Annotated in this window: 19 protein-coding genes; 15 read left to right on the top strand and 4 right to left on the bottom strand. The window is 72.1% G+C overall.

Annotated elements, in window-relative coordinates:
• Nucleotides 1–231: 231 nt before the first annotated feature.
• From GFH48_RS30900 to GFH48_RS30955, 12 genes are all read left to right on the top strand, one after another.
• The gene (locus GFH48_RS30900; protein ID WP_153293197.1) at nucleotides 232–1,899 is read left to right on the top strand and encodes a CTP synthase; all 1,668 of its coding nucleotides are present in this window, start codon (nucleotides 232–234) and stop codon (nucleotides 1,897–1,899) included.
• Between the two features lie 110 nt (nucleotides 1,900–2,009).
• Nucleotides 2,010–2,636: an NUDIX domain-containing protein gene (locus GFH48_RS30905; RefSeq protein WP_153291382.1), complete on the top strand. Its 627-nt coding sequence runs from the start codon at nucleotides 2,010–2,012 to the stop codon at nucleotides 2,634–2,636.
• A 354-nt stretch (nucleotides 2,637–2,990) separates the two neighbouring features.
• Nucleotides 2,991–5,072: a tetratricopeptide repeat protein gene (locus tag GFH48_RS30910; RefSeq protein WP_153291383.1), complete on the top strand. Its 2,082-nt coding sequence runs from the start codon at nucleotides 2,991–2,993 to the stop codon at nucleotides 5,070–5,072.
• A 163-nt stretch (nucleotides 5,073–5,235) separates the two neighbouring features.
• Entirely contained in the window at nucleotides 5,236–6,360 is a 1,125-nt protein-coding gene (gene ald / locus GFH48_RS30915) for an alanine dehydrogenase (RefSeq protein ID WP_194280725.1), read from the top strand.
• Between the two features lie 424 nt (nucleotides 6,361–6,784).
• Entirely contained in the window at nucleotides 6,785–7,912 is a 1,128-nt protein-coding gene (locus GFH48_RS30920; protein WP_153291385.1) for a ParA family protein, read from the top strand.
• A complete protein-coding gene (locus GFH48_RS30925; protein WP_153291386.1) occupies nucleotides 7,897–8,478 on the top strand; it encodes a hypothetical protein in 582 nt (193 codons plus the stop codon). The genes GFH48_RS30920 and GFH48_RS30925 overlap by 16 nt, the downstream gene beginning before the upstream one ends.
• 18 nt (nucleotides 8,479–8,496) lie before the next feature.
• A complete protein-coding gene (locus GFH48_RS30930) occupies nucleotides 8,497–9,837 on the top strand; it encodes a segregation/condensation protein A (RefSeq protein ID WP_153291387.1) in 1,341 nt (446 codons plus the stop codon).
• Nucleotides 9,834–10,490: an SMC-Scp complex subunit ScpB gene (scpB, locus tag GFH48_RS30935; protein WP_153291388.1), complete on the top strand. Its 657-nt coding sequence runs from the start codon at nucleotides 9,834–9,836 to the stop codon at nucleotides 10,488–10,490. The genes GFH48_RS30930 and scpB overlap by 4 nt, the downstream gene beginning before the upstream one ends.
• Complete coding sequence (locus GFH48_RS30940) at nucleotides 10,490–11,662, top strand: pseudouridine synthase (protein WP_153291389.1); 1,173 nt, start codon at nucleotides 10,490–10,492, stop codon at nucleotides 11,660–11,662. The genes scpB and GFH48_RS30940 overlap by 1 nt, the downstream gene beginning before the upstream one ends.
• 419 nt (nucleotides 11,663–12,081) lie before the next feature.
• Nucleotides 12,082–12,837 carry an NUDIX hydrolase gene (locus GFH48_RS30945; RefSeq protein WP_153293198.1) on the top strand — a complete coding sequence of 252 codons (756 nt, stop codon included), beginning with the start codon at nucleotides 12,082–12,084 and terminating at the stop codon, nucleotides 12,835–12,837.
• A complete protein-coding gene (locus GFH48_RS30950; RefSeq protein WP_153291390.1) occupies nucleotides 12,837–13,862 on the top strand; it encodes an ADP-ribosylglycohydrolase family protein in 1,026 nt (341 codons plus the stop codon). Before GFH48_RS30945 ends, GFH48_RS30950 begins: the two co-directional genes overlap by 1 nt.
• A gap of 3 nt (nucleotides 13,863–13,865) precedes the next feature.
• Entirely contained in the window at nucleotides 13,866–14,639 is a 774-nt protein-coding gene (locus tag GFH48_RS30955; protein ID WP_407698676.1) for a nucleotidyltransferase domain-containing protein, read from the top strand.
• Here GFH48_RS30955 and GFH48_RS30960 read toward each other — a convergent pair.
• From GFH48_RS30960 to GFH48_RS30975, 4 genes are all read right to left on the bottom strand, one after another.
• On the bottom strand, nucleotides 14,544–15,308 hold the full coding sequence (locus tag GFH48_RS30960) for a nucleotidyltransferase domain-containing protein (RefSeq protein ID WP_153291391.1): 765 nt from the start codon (nucleotides 15,306–15,308) through the stop codon (nucleotides 14,544–14,546). The two genes, GFH48_RS30955 and GFH48_RS30960, sit on opposite strands and share 96 nt — an antisense overlap.
• Before the next feature lie 22 nt (nucleotides 15,309–15,330).
• The gene (locus GFH48_RS30965; RefSeq protein ID WP_153291392.1) at nucleotides 15,331–15,774 is read right to left on the bottom strand and encodes a Rieske (2Fe-2S) protein; all 444 of its coding nucleotides are present in this window, start codon (nucleotides 15,772–15,774) and stop codon (nucleotides 15,331–15,333) included.
• Nucleotides 15,771–16,364 (bottom strand): DUF6529 family protein, encoded by a 594-nt coding sequence (locus GFH48_RS30970; RefSeq protein ID WP_153291393.1) that lies wholly within the window; start codon nucleotides 16,362–16,364, stop codon nucleotides 15,771–15,773. The genes GFH48_RS30965 and GFH48_RS30970 overlap by 4 nt, the downstream gene beginning before the upstream one ends.
• Before the next feature lie 193 nt (nucleotides 16,365–16,557).
• Complete coding sequence (locus tag GFH48_RS30975) at nucleotides 16,558–17,232, bottom strand: hypothetical protein (RefSeq protein WP_153291394.1); 675 nt, start codon at nucleotides 17,230–17,232, stop codon at nucleotides 16,558–16,560.
• A 179-nt stretch (nucleotides 17,233–17,411) separates the two neighbouring features.
• On the opposite strand from GFH48_RS30975, the gene GFH48_RS30980 reads away from it, so the two are divergent.
• The 3 genes from GFH48_RS30980 (at nucleotide 17,412) to GFH48_RS30990 (ending at nucleotide 19,393) form a co-directional block, all read left to right on the top strand.
• Nucleotides 17,412–17,831 (top strand): YidB family protein, encoded by a 420-nt coding sequence (locus tag GFH48_RS30980; protein WP_153291395.1) that lies wholly within the window; start codon nucleotides 17,412–17,414, stop codon nucleotides 17,829–17,831.
• Nucleotides 17,832–17,948: 117 nt separating this feature from the next.
• On the top strand, nucleotides 17,949–18,311 hold the full coding sequence (gene aroH, locus GFH48_RS30985; RefSeq protein ID WP_153291396.1) for a chorismate mutase: 363 nt from the start codon (nucleotides 17,949–17,951) through the stop codon (nucleotides 18,309–18,311).
• Nucleotides 18,308–19,393, top strand: a complete 1,086-nt coding sequence (locus GFH48_RS30990) for a prephenate dehydrogenase (protein WP_153291397.1) — start codon at nucleotides 18,308–18,310, stop codon at nucleotides 19,391–19,393. Before aroH ends, GFH48_RS30990 begins: the two co-directional genes overlap by 4 nt.
• Nucleotides 19,394–19,439 lie beyond the last annotated feature (46 nt).

The following is a 19,439-nucleotide window of genomic DNA, read 5'->3' on the forward strand; positions in this document are numbered from 1 at the left end:
GCCGCTCCCGGTATCCCGGGTGGGCCGATCGAGTGAGTGGCGTGCGGGGTTCGTGTCGACGTGTGTGCAGAGCGTGGCCGGAAGCGGCCTCGCCGGGTCGCTGATACCCTGGTAGCCCGTGGACCGGTGGGCAAGAAACCCCCGAACCGCAGCGACGGCGCCTCCGAAGAATTCTCGGACACCACGCCGGCACGCACCCCAGACCGCGACCACGGGAGCCCCCTCTTGGCCATGCCGCCCGCCGCTTTCCGAAGCAGCAACGCCACGACGACCAAGCACATCTTCGTCACCGGGGGTGTCGCCTCCTCCCTCGGCAAGGGTCTGACCGCCTCCAGCCTGGGCGCGCTGCTCAAGGCGCGCGGGCTGCGGGTCACCATGCAGAAGCTCGACCCGTATCTGAACGTCGACCCCGGCACCATGAACCCGTTCCAGCACGGTGAGGTGTTCGTCACCAACGACGGTGCCGAGACCGACCTGGACATCGGACACTACGAGCGCTTCCTCGACGTCGACTTGGACGGCTCCGCCAATGTCACTACAGGACAGGTGTACTCGACGGTCATCGCCAAGGAGCGGCGCGGCGAGTACCTGGGCGACACGGTCCAGGTCATCCCGCACATCACCAACGAGATCAAGCACCGCATCCGCCGTATGGCCACCGACGACGTCGACGTCGTGATCACCGAGGTCGGCGGCACGGTCGGCGACATCGAGTCGCTGCCGTTCCTGGAGACGGTCCGCCAGGTCCGTCACGAGGTGGGCCGCGACAACGTGTTCGTCGTGCACATCTCGCTCCTCCCGTACATCGGCCCGTCCGGTGAGCTGAAGACGAAGCCGACCCAGCACTCGGTCGCGGCGCTGCGCAACATCGGTATCCAGCCGGACGCGATCGTGCTGCGCGCCGACCGTGAGGTGCCGACCGCGATCAAGCGCAAGATCTCGCTGATGTGCGACGTGGACGAGGCGGCCGTGGTCGCGGCCATCGACGCGAAGTCGATCTACGACATCCCGAAGGTCCTGCACACCGAGGGCCTGGACGCGTACGTCGTCCGCAAGCTGGACCTGCCGTTCCGTGACGTGGACTGGACGACCTGGGACGACCTGCTCGACCGCGTGCACAGCCCCGAGCACGAGATCAACATGGCGCTGGTCGGCAAGTACATCGACCTGCCCGACGCCTACCTTTCGGTCACCGAGGCGCTCCGCGCGGGCGGCTTCGCCAACAAGGCCCGTGTGAAGATCAAGTGGGTCACCTCGGACGACTGCAAGACCCCGGCGGGCGCCGCGAAGCAGCTCGGTGACGTCGACGCGATCTGCATCCCCGGCGGCTTCGGCGACCGTGGTGTGTCGGGCAAGGTCGGAGCGATCCAGTACGCCCGCGAGAACAGGATCCCGCTGCTCGGCCTCTGTCTCGGCCTGCAGTGCATCGTGATCGAGGCCGCGCGCAACCTGGCCGGCATCCCGGACGCCAACTCCACCGAGTTCGACTCCGCCACCGCCCACCCGGTCATCTCCACCATGGCCGAGCAGCTCGACATCGTGGCCGGCGAGGGCGACATGGGCGGGACGATGCGCCTGGGCATGTACCCGGCCAAGCTCGCGGAGGGCTCCATCGCGCGGGAGGTGTACGACGGCAAGGAGTACGTCGAGGAGCGCCACCGGCACCGCTACGAGGTGAACAACGCCTACCGCGGCGAGCTGGAGCAGAAGGCCGGTCTGCAGTTCTCCGGCACCTCCCCGGACGGCAAGCTCGTGGAGTACGTCGAGTACCCCCGCGAGGTGCACCCCTACCTGGTCGCGACCCAGGCGCACCCCGAGCTGCGCTCCCGCCCGACCCGCCCGCACCCGCTCTTCGCCGGACTGGTGAAGGCCGCGGTACAGCGCAAGACGGGCAAGTAGCACCAGGGTTGTACGGTGGCCGGGGTGTGCGCCTCGTGGGGCACACACCCCGGTTTCGGTCGTTCTCGTCACCGGGACCGGTTTCTTTTGCACGTGTGGGAGGACAGGGCATGACGATCAAGGACACCGCCGAGGAGTGGGAGGTCAGGGCCACCGCGACCCCCTTCGTCGGCAACAAGACCTCCGTCCGCACGGACGACGTGGTCATGCCCGACGGGTCGGTCGCCCGGCGCGACTACCAGGTCCATCCCGGCTCCGTGGCCGTCGTGGCCCTGGACGGCCAGGACCGGGTGCTGGTGCTGCGTCAGTACCGTCACCCCGTGCGTCAGAAGCTCTGGGAGATCCCGGCCGGTCTGCTCGACGTCCCCGGTGAGAACCCCCTGCACGCCGCCCAGCGCGAGCTGTACGAGGAGGCGCACGTCAAGGCCGAGAACTGGCGTGTGCTGACCGACGTCTACACCACTCCCGGCGGCTGTTCCGAGGCCGTACGCGTCTTCCTCGCCCGCGACCTCTCCGAGGCGGAGGGGGAGCGCTTCGAGGTCGAGGACGAGGAGGCCGACATGGAGCTGGCCCGGGTCCCCGTCGACGAACTCGTCCGGGGCGTCCTCGGCGGCGACCTCCACAACGACTGCCTCGTCGTCGGCGTCCTCTCGCTGCTCGCCGCACGGGCCGGGGACGGACTCGACGCGCTGCGCCCGGCCGAGGCGCCCTGGCCGGCGCGCCCGTTCGAGGCCTGACGGCCACCCCGCCCCTTCGAGGCCCGGCCCGGCCTGTGCCCCTTCGAGGCCCGGCCTGTGTCCGTCCGAGGCCCGGCAGGACCTGAAGGGGCGCCCTGGACACCCCTTCTGGTGTTGCCCGCTGTCATCGGCGGTCCTCCCGGGGCACCCCGGTGACCCCGGTGACCTCGGCGCCTTCCGGCGTCCTCCCGCGGCACGTGGCACACCCGTCCTGTCCTACGATCGGCTGATCCGATCGGGGGACGTCCCCGCCGTGCTCCGCACGGTTCGTCGCAGAGCGTGAACTAGGCTCTGGAAACGCCCGAACCGGAGTCCCGGCGGGCTTGCGCGTGCAGTGGGACGGGAGTGTGGCCCGTGACAGATCAGGCAGTGGACACGGACGGCGCGAAAGCGTCGTCGGCAGGGCGGCGTCCGGCTGCCGGGTCCGCTCCTACCAAGGGTCAGTTCCTCGGCCGTGCAAGAGAGTTGAAGGAACTCCGGGCCGACATCCAACGGGCCGGACTGGACACCCTCGCGGGCCGCAAAGCCCCTCGCGCGCGGGTGCTGCTCATCGCCGGCAAGCCCGGTTCGGGCCGCACCGCGCTCGCCGGGGAACTCGTCCGGCAGGTCGCCGAGAGTTACCCGGACGGGGTGCTGCGGGCCCGGCTCGCCGAACCCGACGGCACCCCGGTGCCCACCGAGCGCACCGCGCGGGAACTCCTCACGGCCCTGGAGCTGCCCGCGCCGCCCGGAGCCGGCGCCGAGGACCTGAGCGCGGCGGTGCGCGACGCCCTCGCCACCCGCCGCGCCCTGCTCCTGCTCGACGACGCGGCCGACGCCGAGCAGGTCGACGTCCTGCTGCCCGACACCCCCGAGTGCCTGGTGGTCGCCGTCTCCGGAGGACCGCTGACCGGCATCGCGGACGTCCGCCCCTGCACCCTGGGCGGCCTCGACACCAAGTCCGCGCTGGAACTCCTGGAGCGCTTCGCGGGCTCGGTCCGCATCACCGTCGACCCGCTCGCCGCGGAAGGGCTCGTCGAGGAGTGCGCGGGCCAGCCCGGCGCCCTGGCGCTGGCGGGCGGCTGGCTCGCGGCACACCCCACCGCGGCCGTCGCCGACCTCGCCAAGCAACTGCGCGCGGACGGCGAGGAGGGCTCGCCGTCCGCCCGGATCTTCCGGCTCACGTACACCGGGCTGCCCGCCGCCTCCGCGCGGACCCTGCGACTGCTCTCGCTCGCGCCGGCCGGGCTCGTCGACCCGCACACCGCGTCCGCGCTCGCCGGATGCTCGGTCGACGCCGCCCGCGGCGCGCTGGACGACTTCGCCGCGCTCGGGCTCCTGCGGACGGTCGAGTCGCCGCTGCCCGAGTACGAGGTCCCCGGCTTCCTGATGCCGCTGCTGCGTGCCCTCACCGAGAGCGAGGACCGCCCGGCCGAGCTTCAGCTGGCCCGCGCCCGGATGCTGGAGCGGACCGTGCGGCTGCTGGTGTCCTGTCGCGCGATCACCGAGACCGACAGCTCGCCGGCCCGCGAGAAGCTCGCCGGAATGCCCCGCGCGCTGCGCTTCCCGAACCCGAGGGCCGCCGAGGACTGGCTGCGGATCCGGCAGCCCGCGCTGCTGGCCGCCGCCCGGGTCGCGGTCGCCGACGGCGAGCTGGACACCCTGGCCCGCCGCCTGATGGCCGCGCTGGTACGGGCCCTGGTGGTCCACTTCGGCACCCGGGCCGCGGCACCCGAGCTGTACGGCATCCACCGGCTCGTGCTCGATGTCGCCGAGCGGCGCAGGCTGCCGCGGGAGCGGGCCGCGGCCCTGCTGAACCTGGCCGACCTGGACGAGCGCACCGGTCGTACGGCGGCGGCCCTGGCCCGCTACCGGGCCGCGCTCGACGCCGCGCGCGAGGCGAACGACCCGTACGCGATCGGCCGGGCGACGGAATCCGTGGGCGGCGCCCACCTGGAGCTCGGGGACTTCGACCGGGCCGCCGACTGGTACGGCCGGGCGCTCGCCCAGCGCCTGGCGCGCGACGAGCGGCTGGACGCCGCCCGGCTCTACGGCCGGATCGCCACCGCGCACACCTACGCGGGCCGCTACGGCGAGGCGCTGCGCAACTGGCGCGCCGCCGTCACCGGACACCGCAGGAACGGCGATGTGGCCGCCCAGGCACGGGCGTTGAGCGAGCTGGCGCGGGTGCAGGAGTACGCGGGGCGGCCTGAGGAGTCGCTGCGCACCTGCCAGGACGCCGTCGAGTGGGCCCGCCGCGCCGAGGACCTGCGGCTGCAGGCCGCGCTGCAGCTCCGGCTGGCCGACACCCTGGACCGGCTCGGCGACCCCGCCGCGGCCCGGCTGCACCGCGGGGCGGCCGGGCGCATGCTGGGTGATGAGCTCCCGGAGAGCGAGATCGCCATGGAACAAGGCGATGATGCCTGCGAAATCCGCAGTGCATCCGCAGAAGATTGATGCATTGAAAGGCTAGACAGAGGGAATCCCTTCATTAGACTGGCTCCGCCGCGTTCTTTCGTGGCGTCTCCCGGCGCGTTCGTGCATCCGGGTATGACATGCATTGCCCCGGCTTGCGTCGCCCCGGCCGTGCAACGCCCCGCAACCCTCTGAGTCAAGGACCGTGATCGACGTGAAGGTCGGTATCCCCCGCGAGGTCAAGAACAACGAGTTCCGGGTGGCCATCACCCCCGCCGGCGTCCACGAGCTGGTGCGCCACGGCCACCAGGTCTTCGTCGAGCAGAACGCCGGTGTCGGCTCCTCGATCACGGACGACGAGTACGTCTCCGCCGGTGCGCGGATCCTCCCCACCGCCGACGAGGTGTGGGCCACCGCCGACCTGCTGCTGAAGGTCAAGGAGCCCATCGCGGAGGAGTACCACCGCCTCCGCAAGGACCAGACGCTCTTCACCTACCTCCACCTGGCCGCCTCCAAGGAGTGCACGGACGCGCTCCTGGAGTCCGGCACCACGGCGATCGCGTACGAGACGGTCGAGCTGCCCAGCCGCGCGCTGCCCCTGCTGGCCCCGATGTCCGAGGTCGCGGGCCGGCTCGCCCCGCAGGTCGGCGCCTACCAGCTGATGCGCGCCAACGGCGGCCGCGGCGTGCTGCCGGGCGGCGTTCCCGGCGTGCTGCCCGCCAAGGCCGTCGTCATCGGCGGCGGCGTCTCCGGCTGGAACGCCGCGCAGATCGCCATCGGCATGGGCTTCCAGGTGACCCTGCTCGACCGCGACATCAACAAGCTCAAGGAGGCGGACAAGATCTTCGGCACGAAGATCCAGACCGTCGTCTCCAACGCCTTCGAGCTGGAGAAGGCATGCCTCGAGGCCGACCTCGTCATCGGTGCGGTCCTCATCCCGGGCGCCAAGGCCCCGAAGCTGGTCACCAACGAACTCGTCTCGCGCATGAAGCCGGGAAGTGTCCTTGTCGACATCGCGATCGACCAGGGCGGCTGCTTCGAGGACTCGCGTCCGACCACGCACGCCGAGCCGACCTTCCCGGTCCACAACTCGGTCTTCTACTGCGTCGCCAACATGCCCGGCGCCGTGCCGAACACCTCGACGTACGCGCTGACCAACGCGACGCTGCCGTACATCGTGGAGCTCGCCAACCGCGGCTGGGCCGAGGCCCTGCGTCGCGACCACGCACTGGCCAAGGGCCTCAACACGCATGAGGGCAAGGTCGTTTACCGCGAGGTCGCCGAGGCCCACGGCCTGGAGCACGTGACCCTGGAGTCCCTGCTCGACTGACCCCGTCCGGCCGGGCCGCCACCGCGCGGTCGTGGACCGGCCGACGAGCAAAAGGCGATACGTCAACACAGGTCGTCAACGTCCCGCATCCGGCCGGACCTTGCCCAGCAAGGTCCGGCCGGATGTGTGTCGGGTCACTTTGCGACACTCGATCAACTCGCCACGAACGTAACTCTTCGACCGATTCGCACACCGGTGAAACCTGCTGTGCGACGGCCTTACGCCCTTGACAGAGGGGTGTTCGGTTGCCGACACATCGGGTCGGGTCCGGCGGATTGTGTTGCTGCGGAGCGGTGACACGCCATAGAGTCGCCAACCGTCGGCATGGTGCCACGCTGACCTATCGAGAAGTTTCCTGGTCACCAAGGAGGTAAGACGACTTGTGAATGAGTCGACATTTACTCCCGGGGGTGGTCAACCAGGAATGCCGGCGCGGGGCCAGGGCCCCATGGGGCTCGAGGCTGTCGGCTCCGTCGCTGTCCGAACCTTCGCAGCCCATCAGAGTCCCCGGATGACTCAGACAGCACACCCGAGCATGGATGGCCATCACGTGAACGCCATGGCCGGCAACGGAAGTGGCGAGAACCGCACCCACTTCGCCGACTACGACGAACTGCCCGAGGGGCACTTCTACGACCCCGACGCCGAGTACGAGCCCGATCCGGAGTACGCGGCCACGCTCGCGCCCGACGCGGCCCGCCAGCGCCGTGAGCGCGTGGGCCCGACCGGACGGCCGCTGCCGTACTTCCCGATCCCGGGCCCGCTGACCGACCACGGCCCCGCGAAGATCATCGCGATGTGCAACCAGAAGGGCGGCGTCGGCAAGACGACGTCGACCATCAACCTGGGTGCCGCGCTCGCGGAGTACGGGCGCCGGGTCCTGCTCGTCGACTTCGACCCGCAGGGCGCGCTCTCGGTCGGTCTCGGCGTCAACCCGATGGAGCTCGACCTCACCGTCTACAACCTGCTCATGGAGCGGGGCATGGCGGCCGACGAGGTGCTCCTGAAGACGGCGGTCCCGAACATGGACCTGCTGCCCAGCAACATCGACCTGTCCGCCGCCGAGGTGCAGCTCGTCTCCGAGGTCGCGCGCGAGTCCACCCTGCAGCGCGCCCTGAAGCCGCTGATGGCCGACTACGACTACATCGTGATCGACTGTCAGCCCTCGCTGGGCCTGCTCACCGTCAACGCCCTGACGGCGGCGCACAAGGTGATCGTGCCGCTCGAGTGCGAGTTCTTCGCGCTGCGTGGTGTCGCGCTGCTCACCGAGACCATCGAGAAGGTCCAGGAGCGGCTCAACCCCGAGCTGGAGCTCGACGGCATCCTCGCGACCATGTACGACTCCCGTACGGTGCACAGCCGTGAGGTGCTCGCACGGGTGGTCGAGGCCTTCGACGATCACGTCTACCACACGGTGATCGGCCGGACCGTCCGCTTCCCGGAGACCACCGTCGCGGGTGAGCCGATCACCACGTACGCCTCCAACTCCGTCGGTGCCGCCGCCTATCGCCAGCTCGCCAGGGAGGTGCTCGCCCGGTGTCACGCCGAGTGAGTCTGCCGGGGGCCGACGAACTGTTCCGTACCACCGGGGGCATGGCGCTCCAGGCCTCCAGTCCCACCCGCCGGGCCAACGGTGAGGCCCGGGTGCCGGCTCCGGCCGGCGAGAGCGATCCGGCCGCCGTCGCGGACGACGCGCCGCATTCGGTGCCCGTGCGGGGCGGCGACGGCGAGGGCGACGAACACGTCGCGGCCGACTCCGACGCCGACGCGGGGGAGTCGCGCAGCCGGGGCACGGCTCCGGAGCGCTCGGCGCGGCGCCAGGCGACGCAGGAAGGTTCAGGCGCCGGTTCCGCCGCCGCCCAGCAGCAGTCCCGCAAGCGTCAGCGCGCCGCCAACCGGCGGCCCAGCGGGCGTGAGCGGCACGACGAGAAGATCACGGTGTACGTGTCCGCCGAGGAACTCATGGACCTCGAGCACGCCCGTCTGGTGCTGCGCGGGGAGCACGGGCTCGCGGTCGACCGCGGCCGGATCGTCCGTGAGGCGGTCGCGGTCGTGCTGGCCGATCTCGAATCCCGCGGGGACGCGAGCATTCTCGTACGACGGCTCCGCGGGCGGTAGCGGTAGCCTGCGACGGCTATGACCTCGAACGACGCCCCCGTCCCCGCCGTCGGCTCCGCCGGCCGCCGACGTGTGCTCGGCCGAGGGCCGGGGGCCGGTCCGGCTCCCGACGTACCGGCCGACGTACCGGCTGGCGCGCCGACCGTCGCGGAACCGGCCGACGAGTCCGCACCGGCCGACGAATCCGCCGAGGGGTCGGCCGAGCCGAGGTTTCCCGCGGAGCCCGAACCACCGACCGGCCCGGCGGCGCAGTCCGCCCCGGAGCCGCGATCCGACCCGGAGCCACGATCCGACCCGAGGGCCGCCGCGGAGCCCGTTCCCGCGTCGGAGCTCCCAGCCGCTCAAGACGGCCCGGAAGCCGGGACCGGGTCTGAGATCTCGGTCACACACAGTACGTCCGCCGGTTACGGGACCCCCGCCGGCCCCGAGGGCTCCGCCGAGACCGGTTCCCCGGTCGGCGAGGAAGCCGCGACCGCCGTCGACCCGGGGATCGGAGCCGGAGCCGGAGATGTGCCGGAGGCCGATGCGGCGGAGGCCGGTGACGGCGTTTTCAAGGTGCGGCTGGCCAACTTCGAGGGCCCCTTCGACCTGCTGCTGCAGTTGATCTCGAAGCACAAGATGGACGTCACGGAAGTGGCGCTGTCGCGGGTGACCGACGAGTTCATGGCCCACATCAGGGCGATGGGACCGGACTGGGACCTCGACCAGACGACCGAGTTCCTGGTCGTCGCGGCGACCCTGCTCGATCTCAAGGCCGCGCGGCTGCTGCCCGCCGCGGAGATCGAGGACGAGGCCGACCTGGCCCTGCTGGAGGCCCGGGACCTCCTCTTCGCCCGGCTGCTGCAGTACCGCGCGTACAAGCGGATCGCGGACATCTTCAACGCGCGCCTCGACGAGGAGGCCCGCCGCTATCCCCGTACCGTCGGCCTCGAACCCCATCACGCCGAACTGCTGCCCGAGGTCGTCATCAGCATCGGGGCGGAGGGATTCGCCAGGCTCGCCGTGAAGGCGATGCAGCCCAGGCCCAAGCCGCAGGTGTACGTCGACCACATCCACGCCCCGCTGGTCAGCGTGCGGGAACAGGCGGAGTTCGTGGTGGCGCTGCTGCGCGAACACGGGGAGACGAGCTTCCGCGACCTGGTGGCGGACACCGCCGACACCCTCACCGTCGTGGCCCGTTTCCTGGCCCTCCTGGAGCTCTACCGGGAGAAGGCGGTCGCCCTGGACCAGGAGGAGGCGCTGGGGGACCTGATGGTGCGCTGGACGGGCGGGGACGGCGCCGAGGAACCCCGGGTGACGGACGAGTTCGACCGGCCGCCCGAGGCAGCGAAGGAAGACGCCAGGAAGGAGAAGGCGTGAGCGAGCAGACCAGCCGGATCCCGGCGGGTCCGGACACCGTCGCCGACCTCGATCTCCGGCCCGCCCTGGAGGCCGTGCTCATGGTCGTGGACGAACCCGCGACCGAGGAGCACCTCGCGAAGATCCTGGAGCGGCCGAGACGACAGGTCGCGGACGCGCTGCGGGAGCTGGCCGACGAGTACACCGTCCAGGGCCGCGGCTTCGAGCTGCGGCTCATCGCAGGCGGCTGGCGTTTCTACTCCCGGCCCGCGTACGCGGCGGCCGTGGAACGTTTCGTCCTGGACGGCCAGCAGGCGCGCCTCACCCAGGCGGCCCTGGAGACCCTGGCGGTCGTCGCGTACCGCCAGCCGGTCAGCCGTTCCAGGGTCTCGGCGGTCCGCGGAGTCAACTGCGACGGGGTGATGCGCACCCTGTTGCAACGCGGTCTGGTCGAGGAGGCGGGCACGGAACCCGAAACAGGTGCGATCCTGTACACGACGACGAACTACTTCCTGGAGCGAATGGGCCTGCGCGGTCTGGACGAGCTCCCGGAGCTCGCACCCTTCCTTCCGGAAGCGGACGCGATCGAAGCAGAGACGCTGGAAGGGGTCCCGTCGTTCGATCCGGACGTACCGGATGCAGACGCAGACGACACGACGACGACGGAACTTTGATGCGAAGCAGTGGCAGTGGCAGTGGCAGGAACAGCGGGCGCGGCAACCCGCGGGGAGCCGGGGGGAGCGGCGGCGCGCGTGGCAGCGGCGGCCAGCGTGGCGCCGGCGGCCAGCGTGGCACCGGCGGGAGCGGCAGCCCGCGGGGAGCCGGCTCCCAGCCGAGGAGCGACGCGGGGCGCGACGACCAGCCGAAGCGTCCCAGCAAGCCCCGTCCCGAGGAGCGTCGCTACGACGTGGGCCCCGGGGGCACACACGAAGGCCCGAAGTCCGGGCGCGGCGCCTCGGCGCGCGGTGGCGCGAAGGGCGGCCCCAAGCAGGGCCAGCAGCGCGGCGGCCGTACGGAGCCGGCGCGCTCGCGTGAGTACGAGACGCGGGCCGAGGAGCGCAACCGGGACCGGTACGCGGGCAAGCCCGAGGTGAAGACGCCCAAGACCTTCCCCGGCGCCGAGCAGGAGGGCGAGCGTCTGCAGAAGATCCTCGCGCGAGCGGGCTACGGCTCCCGGCGTGCCTGCGAGGAGCTCGTCGAGCAGGCGCGGGTCGAGGTCAACGGCGAGATCGTCCTGGAGCAGGGTCTCCGTGTCGACACGGACAAGGACGAGATCAAGGTCGACGGGCTGACGGTCGCGACGCAGTCGTACCAGTTCTTCTCGCTGAACAAGCCTGCCGGTGTCGTCTCCACGATGGAGGACAACGAGGGCCGTCAGTGCCTCGGCGACTACGTGACGAACCGCGAGACACGGCTCTTCCACGTCGGGCGGCTCGACACCGAGACCGAGGGCGTCATCCTGCTCACCAACCACGGCGAGCTGGCGCACCGGCTGACCCACCCGAAGTACGGCGTGAAGAAGGTCTACCTCGCGCACATCGTGGGCCCGATCCCGCGCGACCTGGGCAAGCGGCTCAAGGACGGCATCCAGCTGGAGGACGGGTACGCGAAGGCGGACCACTTCCGTGTCGTCGAGCAGACCGGCAAGAACTACCTGGTCGAGGTGACCCTCCACGAGGGCCGCAAGCACATCGTGCGCCGCATGCTCGCCGAGGCCGGCTTCCCGGTGGACAAGCTCGTACGCGTCGCCTTCGGCCCGATCACCCTCGGCGACCAGAAGTCGGGCTGGCTGCGCCGTCTGTCGAACACCGAGGTCGGCATGCTCATGAACGAGGTCGGCCTCTAGGAGCGTCCGTCCAGAGCGCCCGTCGCGGGCGACACCCGTCGTATCGGCCGGTCCCGGGAGTGTCCAGGGGCCGGCCGACGCGTATCCGGACGCGGGGCGCGAAGAGCGCGGCTCCCCGGTCGGCCGGGGAGCCGTGGGCGCGGCGGCCGTGTGCCCAGGGAGGCTCTGGCGGCCCCGGGGAGGCGCGGGGGCCCGTGTTCCGCGGCCCCGGGCCGCGCGGCCGTCAGCGGGCCCTCAGGGGCCGCCGGCGCCCTTTCGGTGACGCGCGCCGTCGCGCGCCGGGCCCGGACCAGGGCGCAGATCGCGGGGATTCCGGTTCCCGGAGGGTTGTGGGCGGCCCGCCGGGCTCTTTACAGTCGTACTGACCATTAATTGGGGCGGCGGTGTGTCGTCCGGACGGGAGGGCGGGGGCGGTGGGGATGCTCGCGCGGCGGGGCCGCTCGCCCGGCGCCGGCCCGCCCGGGGGTTACGACAAGTACGCGTTCGAACCCTTCGCCGTGGCCGTGGACCTGGCCGTCCTGACGATCCGCGCCGACGCGCTCGAGGTGCTGCTCGTCGAGCGGGGGCAGGAGCCGTACGCGGGCCACTGGGCGCTTCCCGGCGGGTTCGTGCTGCCGGCCGAGTCCGCGGAGACGGCAGCACGCCGCGAGCTCGCCGAGGAGACCGGCCTGTCGGACCTCTCGCGCCTGCACCTGGAGCAGCTGCGGACCTACAGCGACCCCGGCCGCGACCCCAGGATGCGGGTCGTCTCCGTCGCGTTCGCCGCGCTGCTCCCCGACCCGCCCGAACCGCACGGCGGTGGTGACGCGGCGCAGGCCCGGTGGCAGCCGTACCGCACGCCCGGCCCGCTCGCCTTCGACCACGACCGCATCCTCGCCGACGCCCACGAACGCGTCGGCGCCAAGCTCGAGTACACCTGTCTCGCCACCTCCTTCTGCCCGCCCGAGTTCACCCTCGGCGAGCTGCGGCGGGTCTACGAGACGGTGTGGGACACCGCCCTCGACCGGCCCAACTTCCGGCGCAAGGTCCTCGCCACGCCCGGTTTCGTCGAACCGGTCCCGGGTGCCGCCCGGCTCACCGGAGGCCGCGGCAAACCCGCCGCGCTCTACCGCGCGGGCGGCGCCACCGCCCTGCACCCGCCCCTGCTGCGTCCCCCTTCGGAAGGACGGCCCTGATGACCACCACCCCGACGCTCGCGAAGCACGCCGCCACCGGGTCCCTGCTGGGCCTCGCCCTCGGCGACGCGCTGGGCTTCCCGACCGAGTTCGACGACATACCGTCGATCCTCGCCAAGTGCGGCCCCTGGCGGGAGATGGCACTGCCCAGGCCCGCGATCGTCACCGACGACACCCAGATGACGCTGGCGCTGGGGCGGGGCCTGCGCACGGCCATGGACCGCGGCCTGCTCGGACCGCTGCGGATGGAACGGGCGGTGCGCGAGGAGTTCGTGGACTGGTACCTGTCCCCGGACAACAACCGCGCCCCCGGCCGCACCTGCCTGGTCGCCTGCAACCTCCTGAAGGACGAGAGCCGCCCCTGGCAGGACGCCAGCCAGATCGGCTCCAAGGGGTGCGGCGCCAACATGCGGGTGGCACCGGTGGGGCTCGTACAGGGGCTGAGCGACGAACAGCGGTCGGGCGCGGCACAGTTGCAGGCGGCACTCACCCACGGTCATCCCACCGCGCTCGCCGCCTCGGACCTCACCGCCCACGCCGTCCGGCTCCTCGTGCAGGGCGCCGACCCCGGCGAACTGGTCGGGCTGCTGCGCGCGTACGCCGAGGAGAGCCGCGGCCACTACCGCTCCCGCTGGCTCGGCGACCTGTGGACCCGCAGCCAGGACCCCACGCCGGAGCACTTCATCGAGCGCGGCTGGGACGAGTGCCTGGGCGCGCTGGACCGGCTCCGGGACGCCCTGCGCGCCCCCTCGCCCGGGACCGACCCCTGCCTGGCCACCGGAGCGGGCTGGGTCGCCGAGGAGGCGCTCACCACCGGCCTGCTCTGCTTCCTGCTCTTCGTCGACGAGCCGGTCACCGCGCTGCGCCGGGCGGCCTGCACCTCCGGCGACTCCGACTCGATCGCCTGTCTGGCGGGCGCGTTCGCGGGCGCCCACCACGGTTCGGACGTCTGGCCGACCGAGTGGGCCGACCGCATCGAGTACCAGAGCGACCTCATGTCCCTCGGGGCGCTCTGGGATGCTTGACGGATGATCGACGACGTCCTGGACATCGACCTCTCCGGGGTGGTGGCCGAGCAGCCCGACCCGGTGCTGTTCGCCACCGTCTCCGGGGCACATCTGTACGGTTTCCCCTCGCGCGACTCGGACGTCGACCTGCGGGGCGTGCACCTGCTGCCGGCGGCCGAACTGGTCGGACTGCGCGAGCCGGAGGAGACCCGGTCGCGGATGTGGGACCGGGACGGCGTCGAGATGGACCTCGTCACCCACGACCTGCGCAAGTTCGTACGGCTGATGCTGCGGCGCAACGGCTATGTGCTGGAGCAGCTGCTCTCGCCCCTGGTCGTGCACACCGGCGAGGCCCACCGCGAGCTGGTCTCGCTCGTCCCGGGCGTCCTGACCCGTCATCACGCCCACCACTACCGGGGGTTCGCGACGACACAGTGGCGGCTGTTCGGGAGGACCGGTGAACTCAAGCCGCTGCTCTACACGTTCCGGGTGCTGCTCACCGGCATCCATCTGATGCGCAGCGGCGAGGTGCGGGCCGATCTGCGCGCACTCGTGGCGGAGGCGGGCGCTCCCCCGTATCTGCCGGATCTGATGGCGGCGAAGGCGGAGCGGGAGCACGGGGCCGCGGACGTCGACCACGCGCGCGTGGCGGACGACGTGGCGCGGCTGCACGCCCTGCTGGACGCGGCGCAGCGGACCTCAGGGCTGCCGGACGCCCCGTCCGCGCACGACGCCCTGCACGACTTCGTCGTCCGGGTGCGCCTCGCGGACGTCGGGGTCGGCGCGGCCGGCTGAGGCGCGGCGCGCGCCGACCAGGAAGTCCTCGACGCGGGCGTGGTCCGGCTCGGCCGGCAGGGGACTGCGCGCGCCGGCCTCGTCCGCCTCGGCCCCCAGGCGGCTCATCCACGCCTCGAAGCGGGGCCAGGGGACCTCACCCCGCTTCACGGCGAGCAGCGGTTCGCGCTGGTCGCCGACGTCGATGGTCAGGGTGCCGGTGCGCAGCAGGTCGCGGGAGGTCATGAGGAGGCGGAGCAGGTGCATCGCGTGCTTCCAGCGCGGGGCGCCGTGCCGGCGGACGTCGGCCTCCAGTTTCCTGTGCTGGCCCTGCGCGTAGCGGGCGAACGTCTCGTGGGCCCGGCGGGACAGGAACGCCTCGCGCAGGGCCAGCAGGGCGCGGCCCGTGTCGTCGGCGTACTCGACGAGGGGGGAGTGGAGGCACTCCAGGATGTTCGGATTGGCGCGCAGCGCGAGGACGCAGAACCGTTCCAGTTCCCAGCTGAACTGCTCGTCGGCCGGGCCCTCTACGTGCGTCGGCGGCTTGTCGAGGCGCCAGAACAGCGGGGTCGGGGCGAGGAACACGCCCCGGCGGTCCGTGTCGCTGTCGTCGGTGGCCAGGCCGAAGGCACGCGACCCCATCACGCAGGAGTAGATCGTGTGGTCGCGTACCAGGGCCTCGGAATGCATGGTGCGGAGCGTACGCGCCGGTTCAGACCAGGCGAATCGAATTTCCCTCCACCGTGATCTTCTCGGCGGGCAGCGGCGTCGTGGCGGGGCCGGCGGCCACCGAGGCGTCGGTGATGCGGTACTTGCTGCCATGGCAGGGGCAGTCGATCGTGCCGTCGGCGACGGTGCTCACGGTGCAGCCCTGATGGGTGCAGATCGCCGAGAAGGCCTTGAACTCGTCCTTCGTGGGCTGGGTGACGACGATCTTGCGGTCCTTGAAGATCTTGCCGCCGCCGACCGGGATGTCGCTCGTCCTGGCGAGCTCGGTGCCGCCGGCGGCACCGGACGCGGGTGGCGAGACGGACGTGGCCGGCGGGGCGGACGCCTGCGAACTGCCGCCGCTGTCGCCGTACTTGCTGCACCCCACGAGCAGGGCGGCGGCGCCGCCCGTACCGAGAACGGTGCGCCGCGCCGGGGGGTTGGTCATGTCGTCACTCCGAACGTACGGAAGAACCAGAGAGCCGACGTCAGCCAGATGGCGGTGAGGACCACGAAGACGAGTCCTCCGACCAGGGGCAGCAGCCAGCCGGGCAGTCGCTCCGAGCGGAGCAGGAGCATTTTGGCACTGAATGCCCCGAAGAAGAAGCATCCCAGGAGCGAGTGCCACAGCACGCGCGGTTCGTACGTCTGGAAGCCCAGCGCGTAGAGGCAGTGCACCGCGACGGGCACCGCCACCAGGAACGCGACCCGTCCGGACCAGCGGTGCAGGACCGGCGCCCAGCTCGGCCCCGGCAGTTTCCCGTACACCATGAACGCCGAGACCAACTGGAGGAGCGCGAAGGCGAACGCCGTGCTGGCCAGCCACGACTTCACCGCGCTCGTGCTGCTGAACCCCGCGAGGTTGAAGGCGGTCCCGGCCGGGTGGTGCGTCCTGCCGTACACACCCAGGCCGACCGCGACCGCCGCGGCCACCAGGGCCGGGACGAGGTGGACGAGAGGGCGGACCGGGTGCGGGCGTCGGTGGACGGGCGGCGGAACGGGGTAGCCCTGCGTGGCGGCGTTCGGATCCGCGGTCATGTCGGCTCCCTGGTCGGGAAAGGGCCGTGAAAGGGCCGGGAAAGGGTTCCTGGTCGGGACGGGCCGGGACGGGCTCCCGGTCGGGACGGGCTTCCGGTCGGGACGGGTCGGGACGGGTCGGGACGGGCTTCCGGTCGGGACGGGTCGGGACGGGCGGTGTACGTGCGGTGTACGGGTGGGCGTGCCGAGCGGGTCACGGAGTGACGGGGTGTGCGGTGAGTTTCCTTCCGTCGACCGTGACGGCGCCGGTCTCCGGGTCGATCACGGGTGCCGCGGACGGTTCGCCGTCGCGGTCGAGGATGCCGACCTGCTTGCCGCCGGGCAGCACGATCCAGCCGCCGTCCAGTGCGGCGCCGCGCACCGTGGCCGTCGCGCGGTAGAGCCCGGACGGCTTGACCGCCTTGTCGGCGGTGAAGGGGTAGCGGCGGCCGCCGAGGTCGACGGTGCCGCGGATCCGCCTGCCGTCGCGCAGGGTGCCGTCGAGTTCCGCGCCGTTCTTTCCGGTGAGCCGCAGGGTGCCGTCGTCCCCGACGTCTCCCTTGAGCCACGACTCCTTGTCGTGGCCGTCGCAGAAGTACGCGATCGCGCGGCCGTCGCGCAGCGAGACGGCGACGGCCGAGGAGTCGTCGTCGGTGCGGCCCGCGTAGTCGGCGTTCGGAACGGGGCTCGCGGACGGCGACGGTGACGGCGACGGACCGGCCGGTGACGTGGACTTCTCGGGTGCCGCGCTCGCCGGCGGCGCGGCGGCGGGTGTCCGCGGGCGGTACGACGACGCGTTCCTCACCCCCGTCGTCGCGTTGAGCGACAGCATGAACACGGCGAGGAGCAGTCCGGCGAGAAGGGTGAGAAGGGGTCCTGGGCGCTTCATTCGGGCCTCCCCCGAGGCGGGTCTTCTGCCATCAGAGCGGACCGGCGCCCCGGCGTCCAGAGGCGCACGGGCGCATTCTCACCACAAGTAGCGGAATGCGGCGATTCAAGTGACATTGGCTGAGTCTGAGGCCGGGAGGCGACCCGCCCCCGGCGGTTCTCCTCGAAAGGCGTCGACCCATGGCGGACAACGATCTCGGCAGCCTGCTCGGCGGTCTCCTCGGCGGCGGCGGCGGTGGCGGGCAGAGCGGGGGCGACATCCTGGGTTCGCTGCTCCGCTCCCTGACCAACGGCCAGGGCGGCGGCGGCAACCCGCTGGGCGGGCTGATGGACATGCTCACGAAGTCGGGGCTGGCGGACCAGGCGCAGTCGTGGATCGGCACCGGCGAGAACAAGCCCGTCTCCGGCGAGCAGGTCGCGCAGGCACTGCCCTCCGACACCCTCCACGAGGTCGCCGCCCGCAGCGGGGTCAGTTCGGAGAAGGCCGCGGACGAGATCGCCCAGTACCTGCCGCAGGCGGTCGACAGGCTGACCCCGGGCGGCGAGCTGCCGCGGTCCGGCGCCTCGCTGGAGGACCTCATCAGGCAGCAGGCGCTCTGAAATGTGCCGCGGCACCACGGCGCCCGTCTCGTCAGGCGGGCGCCGCGCGCCGGCGCGCCCGCGGGCTGACTACGCTGGTGCGACAGACGTGTACGCAGATCAGCGAGGAGCATTGCCGTGGCGGTACGAGCGGTCCGGGGCGCCGTCCAGCTGGAACGGGACGAGGCCGGCCACATGGACGAGCGGGTCGGTGAGCTGCTCACCGCCGTCCTGGAGCGGAACGGTCTCACCACGGACGACCTGATCAGCGTCTGGTTCACGGCGACGCCCGATCTGCACAGCGACTTCCCGGCGGCCGCGGCCCGCAAGCTGGGCATCGTCGACGTACCGCTGATCTGCGCGCAGGAGCTGGACATCGAGGGCGCGATGCCCCGCGTCGTACGGATCCTCGCGCACATCGAGTCCGACCGGCCGCGTGCCGACATCGCGCACGTCTACCTGGGCACCGCGGGCGCCCTGCGCAAGGACATCGCCCAGTGAGGACCGCACTCGTCATCGGAACCGGTCTGATCGGCACGTCGGCGGCGCTCGCGCTCGTCCAGCGGGGCGTCGTCGTCCACCTCACCGACCACGACCCGGAGCAGGCCCGCACGGCCGCCGCGCTCGGCGCCGGCACCGACGAGACGCCCACCGGGCCCGTGGACCTCGCGATCGTCGCGGCGCCGCCGGCGCACGTGGCGGCGACGCTCGCGGACGCCATGCGGCGCGGCGCCGCGCGCGGCTACCTCGACGTGGCGAGCGTCAAGGGCGGCCCGCGCCGTGAACTGGAGGCCCTGGGCCTCGACCTCTCCGCGTACATCGGCTCGCACCCCATGTCGGGCCGCGAGAAGTCGGGCCCGCTGGCGGCGTCGGGTGATCTCTTCGAGGGCCGTCCCTGGGTGCTGACGCCCACCCGGGACACGGACACAGAGGTCCTGAACCTCGCGCTGGAACTGGTGTCGCACTGCCGCGCGCTGCCCGTCGTCATGGACGCCGACGCCCACGACCGGGCGGTCGCGCTCGTCTCGCACATGCCGCACCTGGTGTCGAGCATGGTCGCCGCGCGTCTGCAGCACGCCGAGGAAACGGCGGTACGGCTCTGCGGGCAGGGCATCCGCGACGTGACCAGGATCGCGGCCTCGGACCCCCGGATGTGGATCGACATCCTCTCCGCGAACCCGGGACCGGTCGCCGACCTCCTCGCGGACGTCTCCGCCGACCTCGACGAGACGGTCCTGGCGCTGCGTGCCCTCCAGTCCTCCGACGAGGCCAAGCGCCGCGAGGGCGCCGGCGGCATCGAGGACATGCTGCGGCGCGGCAACGCGGGCCAGGTACGGGTCCCCGGCAAGCACGGAGCCGCTCCGCTGACGTACGAGACGGTCGCCGTCCTCATCGACGACCAGCCCGGCCAGCTGGCGCGCATCTTCGCCGACGCGGGGGCGGCCGGCGTCAACGTCGAGGACGTACGCATCGAGCACGCGACGGGCCGGCAGGCGGGTCTGGTCCAGCTGATGGTCGAGCCCAAGGCGGTGCCCGTGCTGAGCGCGGCGCTGCGGGACCGGGGCTGGGCACTGCGCCAGTAGGGCGACCGGCGGGCGCGGGGCCTTCGTGGCGCGGGCCGGGAGAGCG

The organism is Streptomyces fagopyri, from assembly GCF_009498275.1.
Taxonomy (GTDB): domain Bacteria; phylum Actinomycetota; class Actinomycetes; order Streptomycetales; family Streptomycetaceae; genus Streptomyces; species Streptomyces fagopyri.

Coding starts and splice junctions, on each gene's coding strand:
- GFH48_RS30960 (WP_153291391.1), bottom strand. CDS start 15,308: ATGCATTCCGAGGCCCTGGTACGCGACCACACGATCTACTCCTGCGTG.
- GFH48_RS30970 (WP_153291393.1), bottom strand. CDS start 16,364: ATGACCGCGGATCCGAACGCCGCCACGCAGGGCTACCCCGTTCCGCCG.
- GFH48_RS30955 (WP_407698676.1), top strand. CDS start 13,866: ATGATCGACGACGTCCTGGACATCGACCTCTCCGGGGTGGTGGCCGAG.
- GFH48_RS30975 (WP_153291394.1), bottom strand. CDS start 17,232: ATGAAGCGCCCAGGACCCCTTCTCACCCTTCTCGCCGGACTGCTCCTC.
- GFH48_RS30950 (WP_153291390.1), top strand. CDS start 12,837: ATGACCACCACCCCGACGCTCGCGAAGCACGCCGCCACCGGGTCCCTG.
- GFH48_RS30920 (WP_153291385.1), top strand. CDS start 6,785: ATGCCGGCGCGGGGCCAGGGCCCCATGGGGCTCGAGGCTGTCGGCTCC.
- GFH48_RS30980 (WP_153291395.1), top strand. CDS start 17,412: ATGGCGGACAACGATCTCGGCAGCCTGCTCGGCGGTCTCCTCGGCGGC.
- GFH48_RS30965 (WP_153291392.1), bottom strand. CDS start 15,774: ATGACCAACCCCCCGGCGCGGCGCACCGTTCTCGGTACGGGCGGCGCC.
- GFH48_RS30930 (WP_153291387.1), top strand. CDS start 8,497: ATGACCTCGAACGACGCCCCCGTCCCCGCCGTCGGCTCCGCCGGCCGC.
- GFH48_RS30945 (WP_153293198.1), top strand. CDS start 12,082: ATGCTCGCGCGGCGGGGCCGCTCGCCCGGCGCCGGCCCGCCCGGGGGT.
- GFH48_RS30940 (WP_153291389.1), top strand. CDS start 10,490: ATGCGAAGCAGTGGCAGTGGCAGTGGCAGGAACAGCGGGCGCGGCAAC.
- GFH48_RS30905 (WP_153291382.1), top strand. CDS start 2,010: ATGACGATCAAGGACACCGCCGAGGAGTGGGAGGTCAGGGCCACCGCG.
- GFH48_RS30900 (WP_153293197.1), top strand. CDS start 232: ATGCCGCCCGCCGCTTTCCGAAGCAGCAACGCCACGACGACCAAGCAC.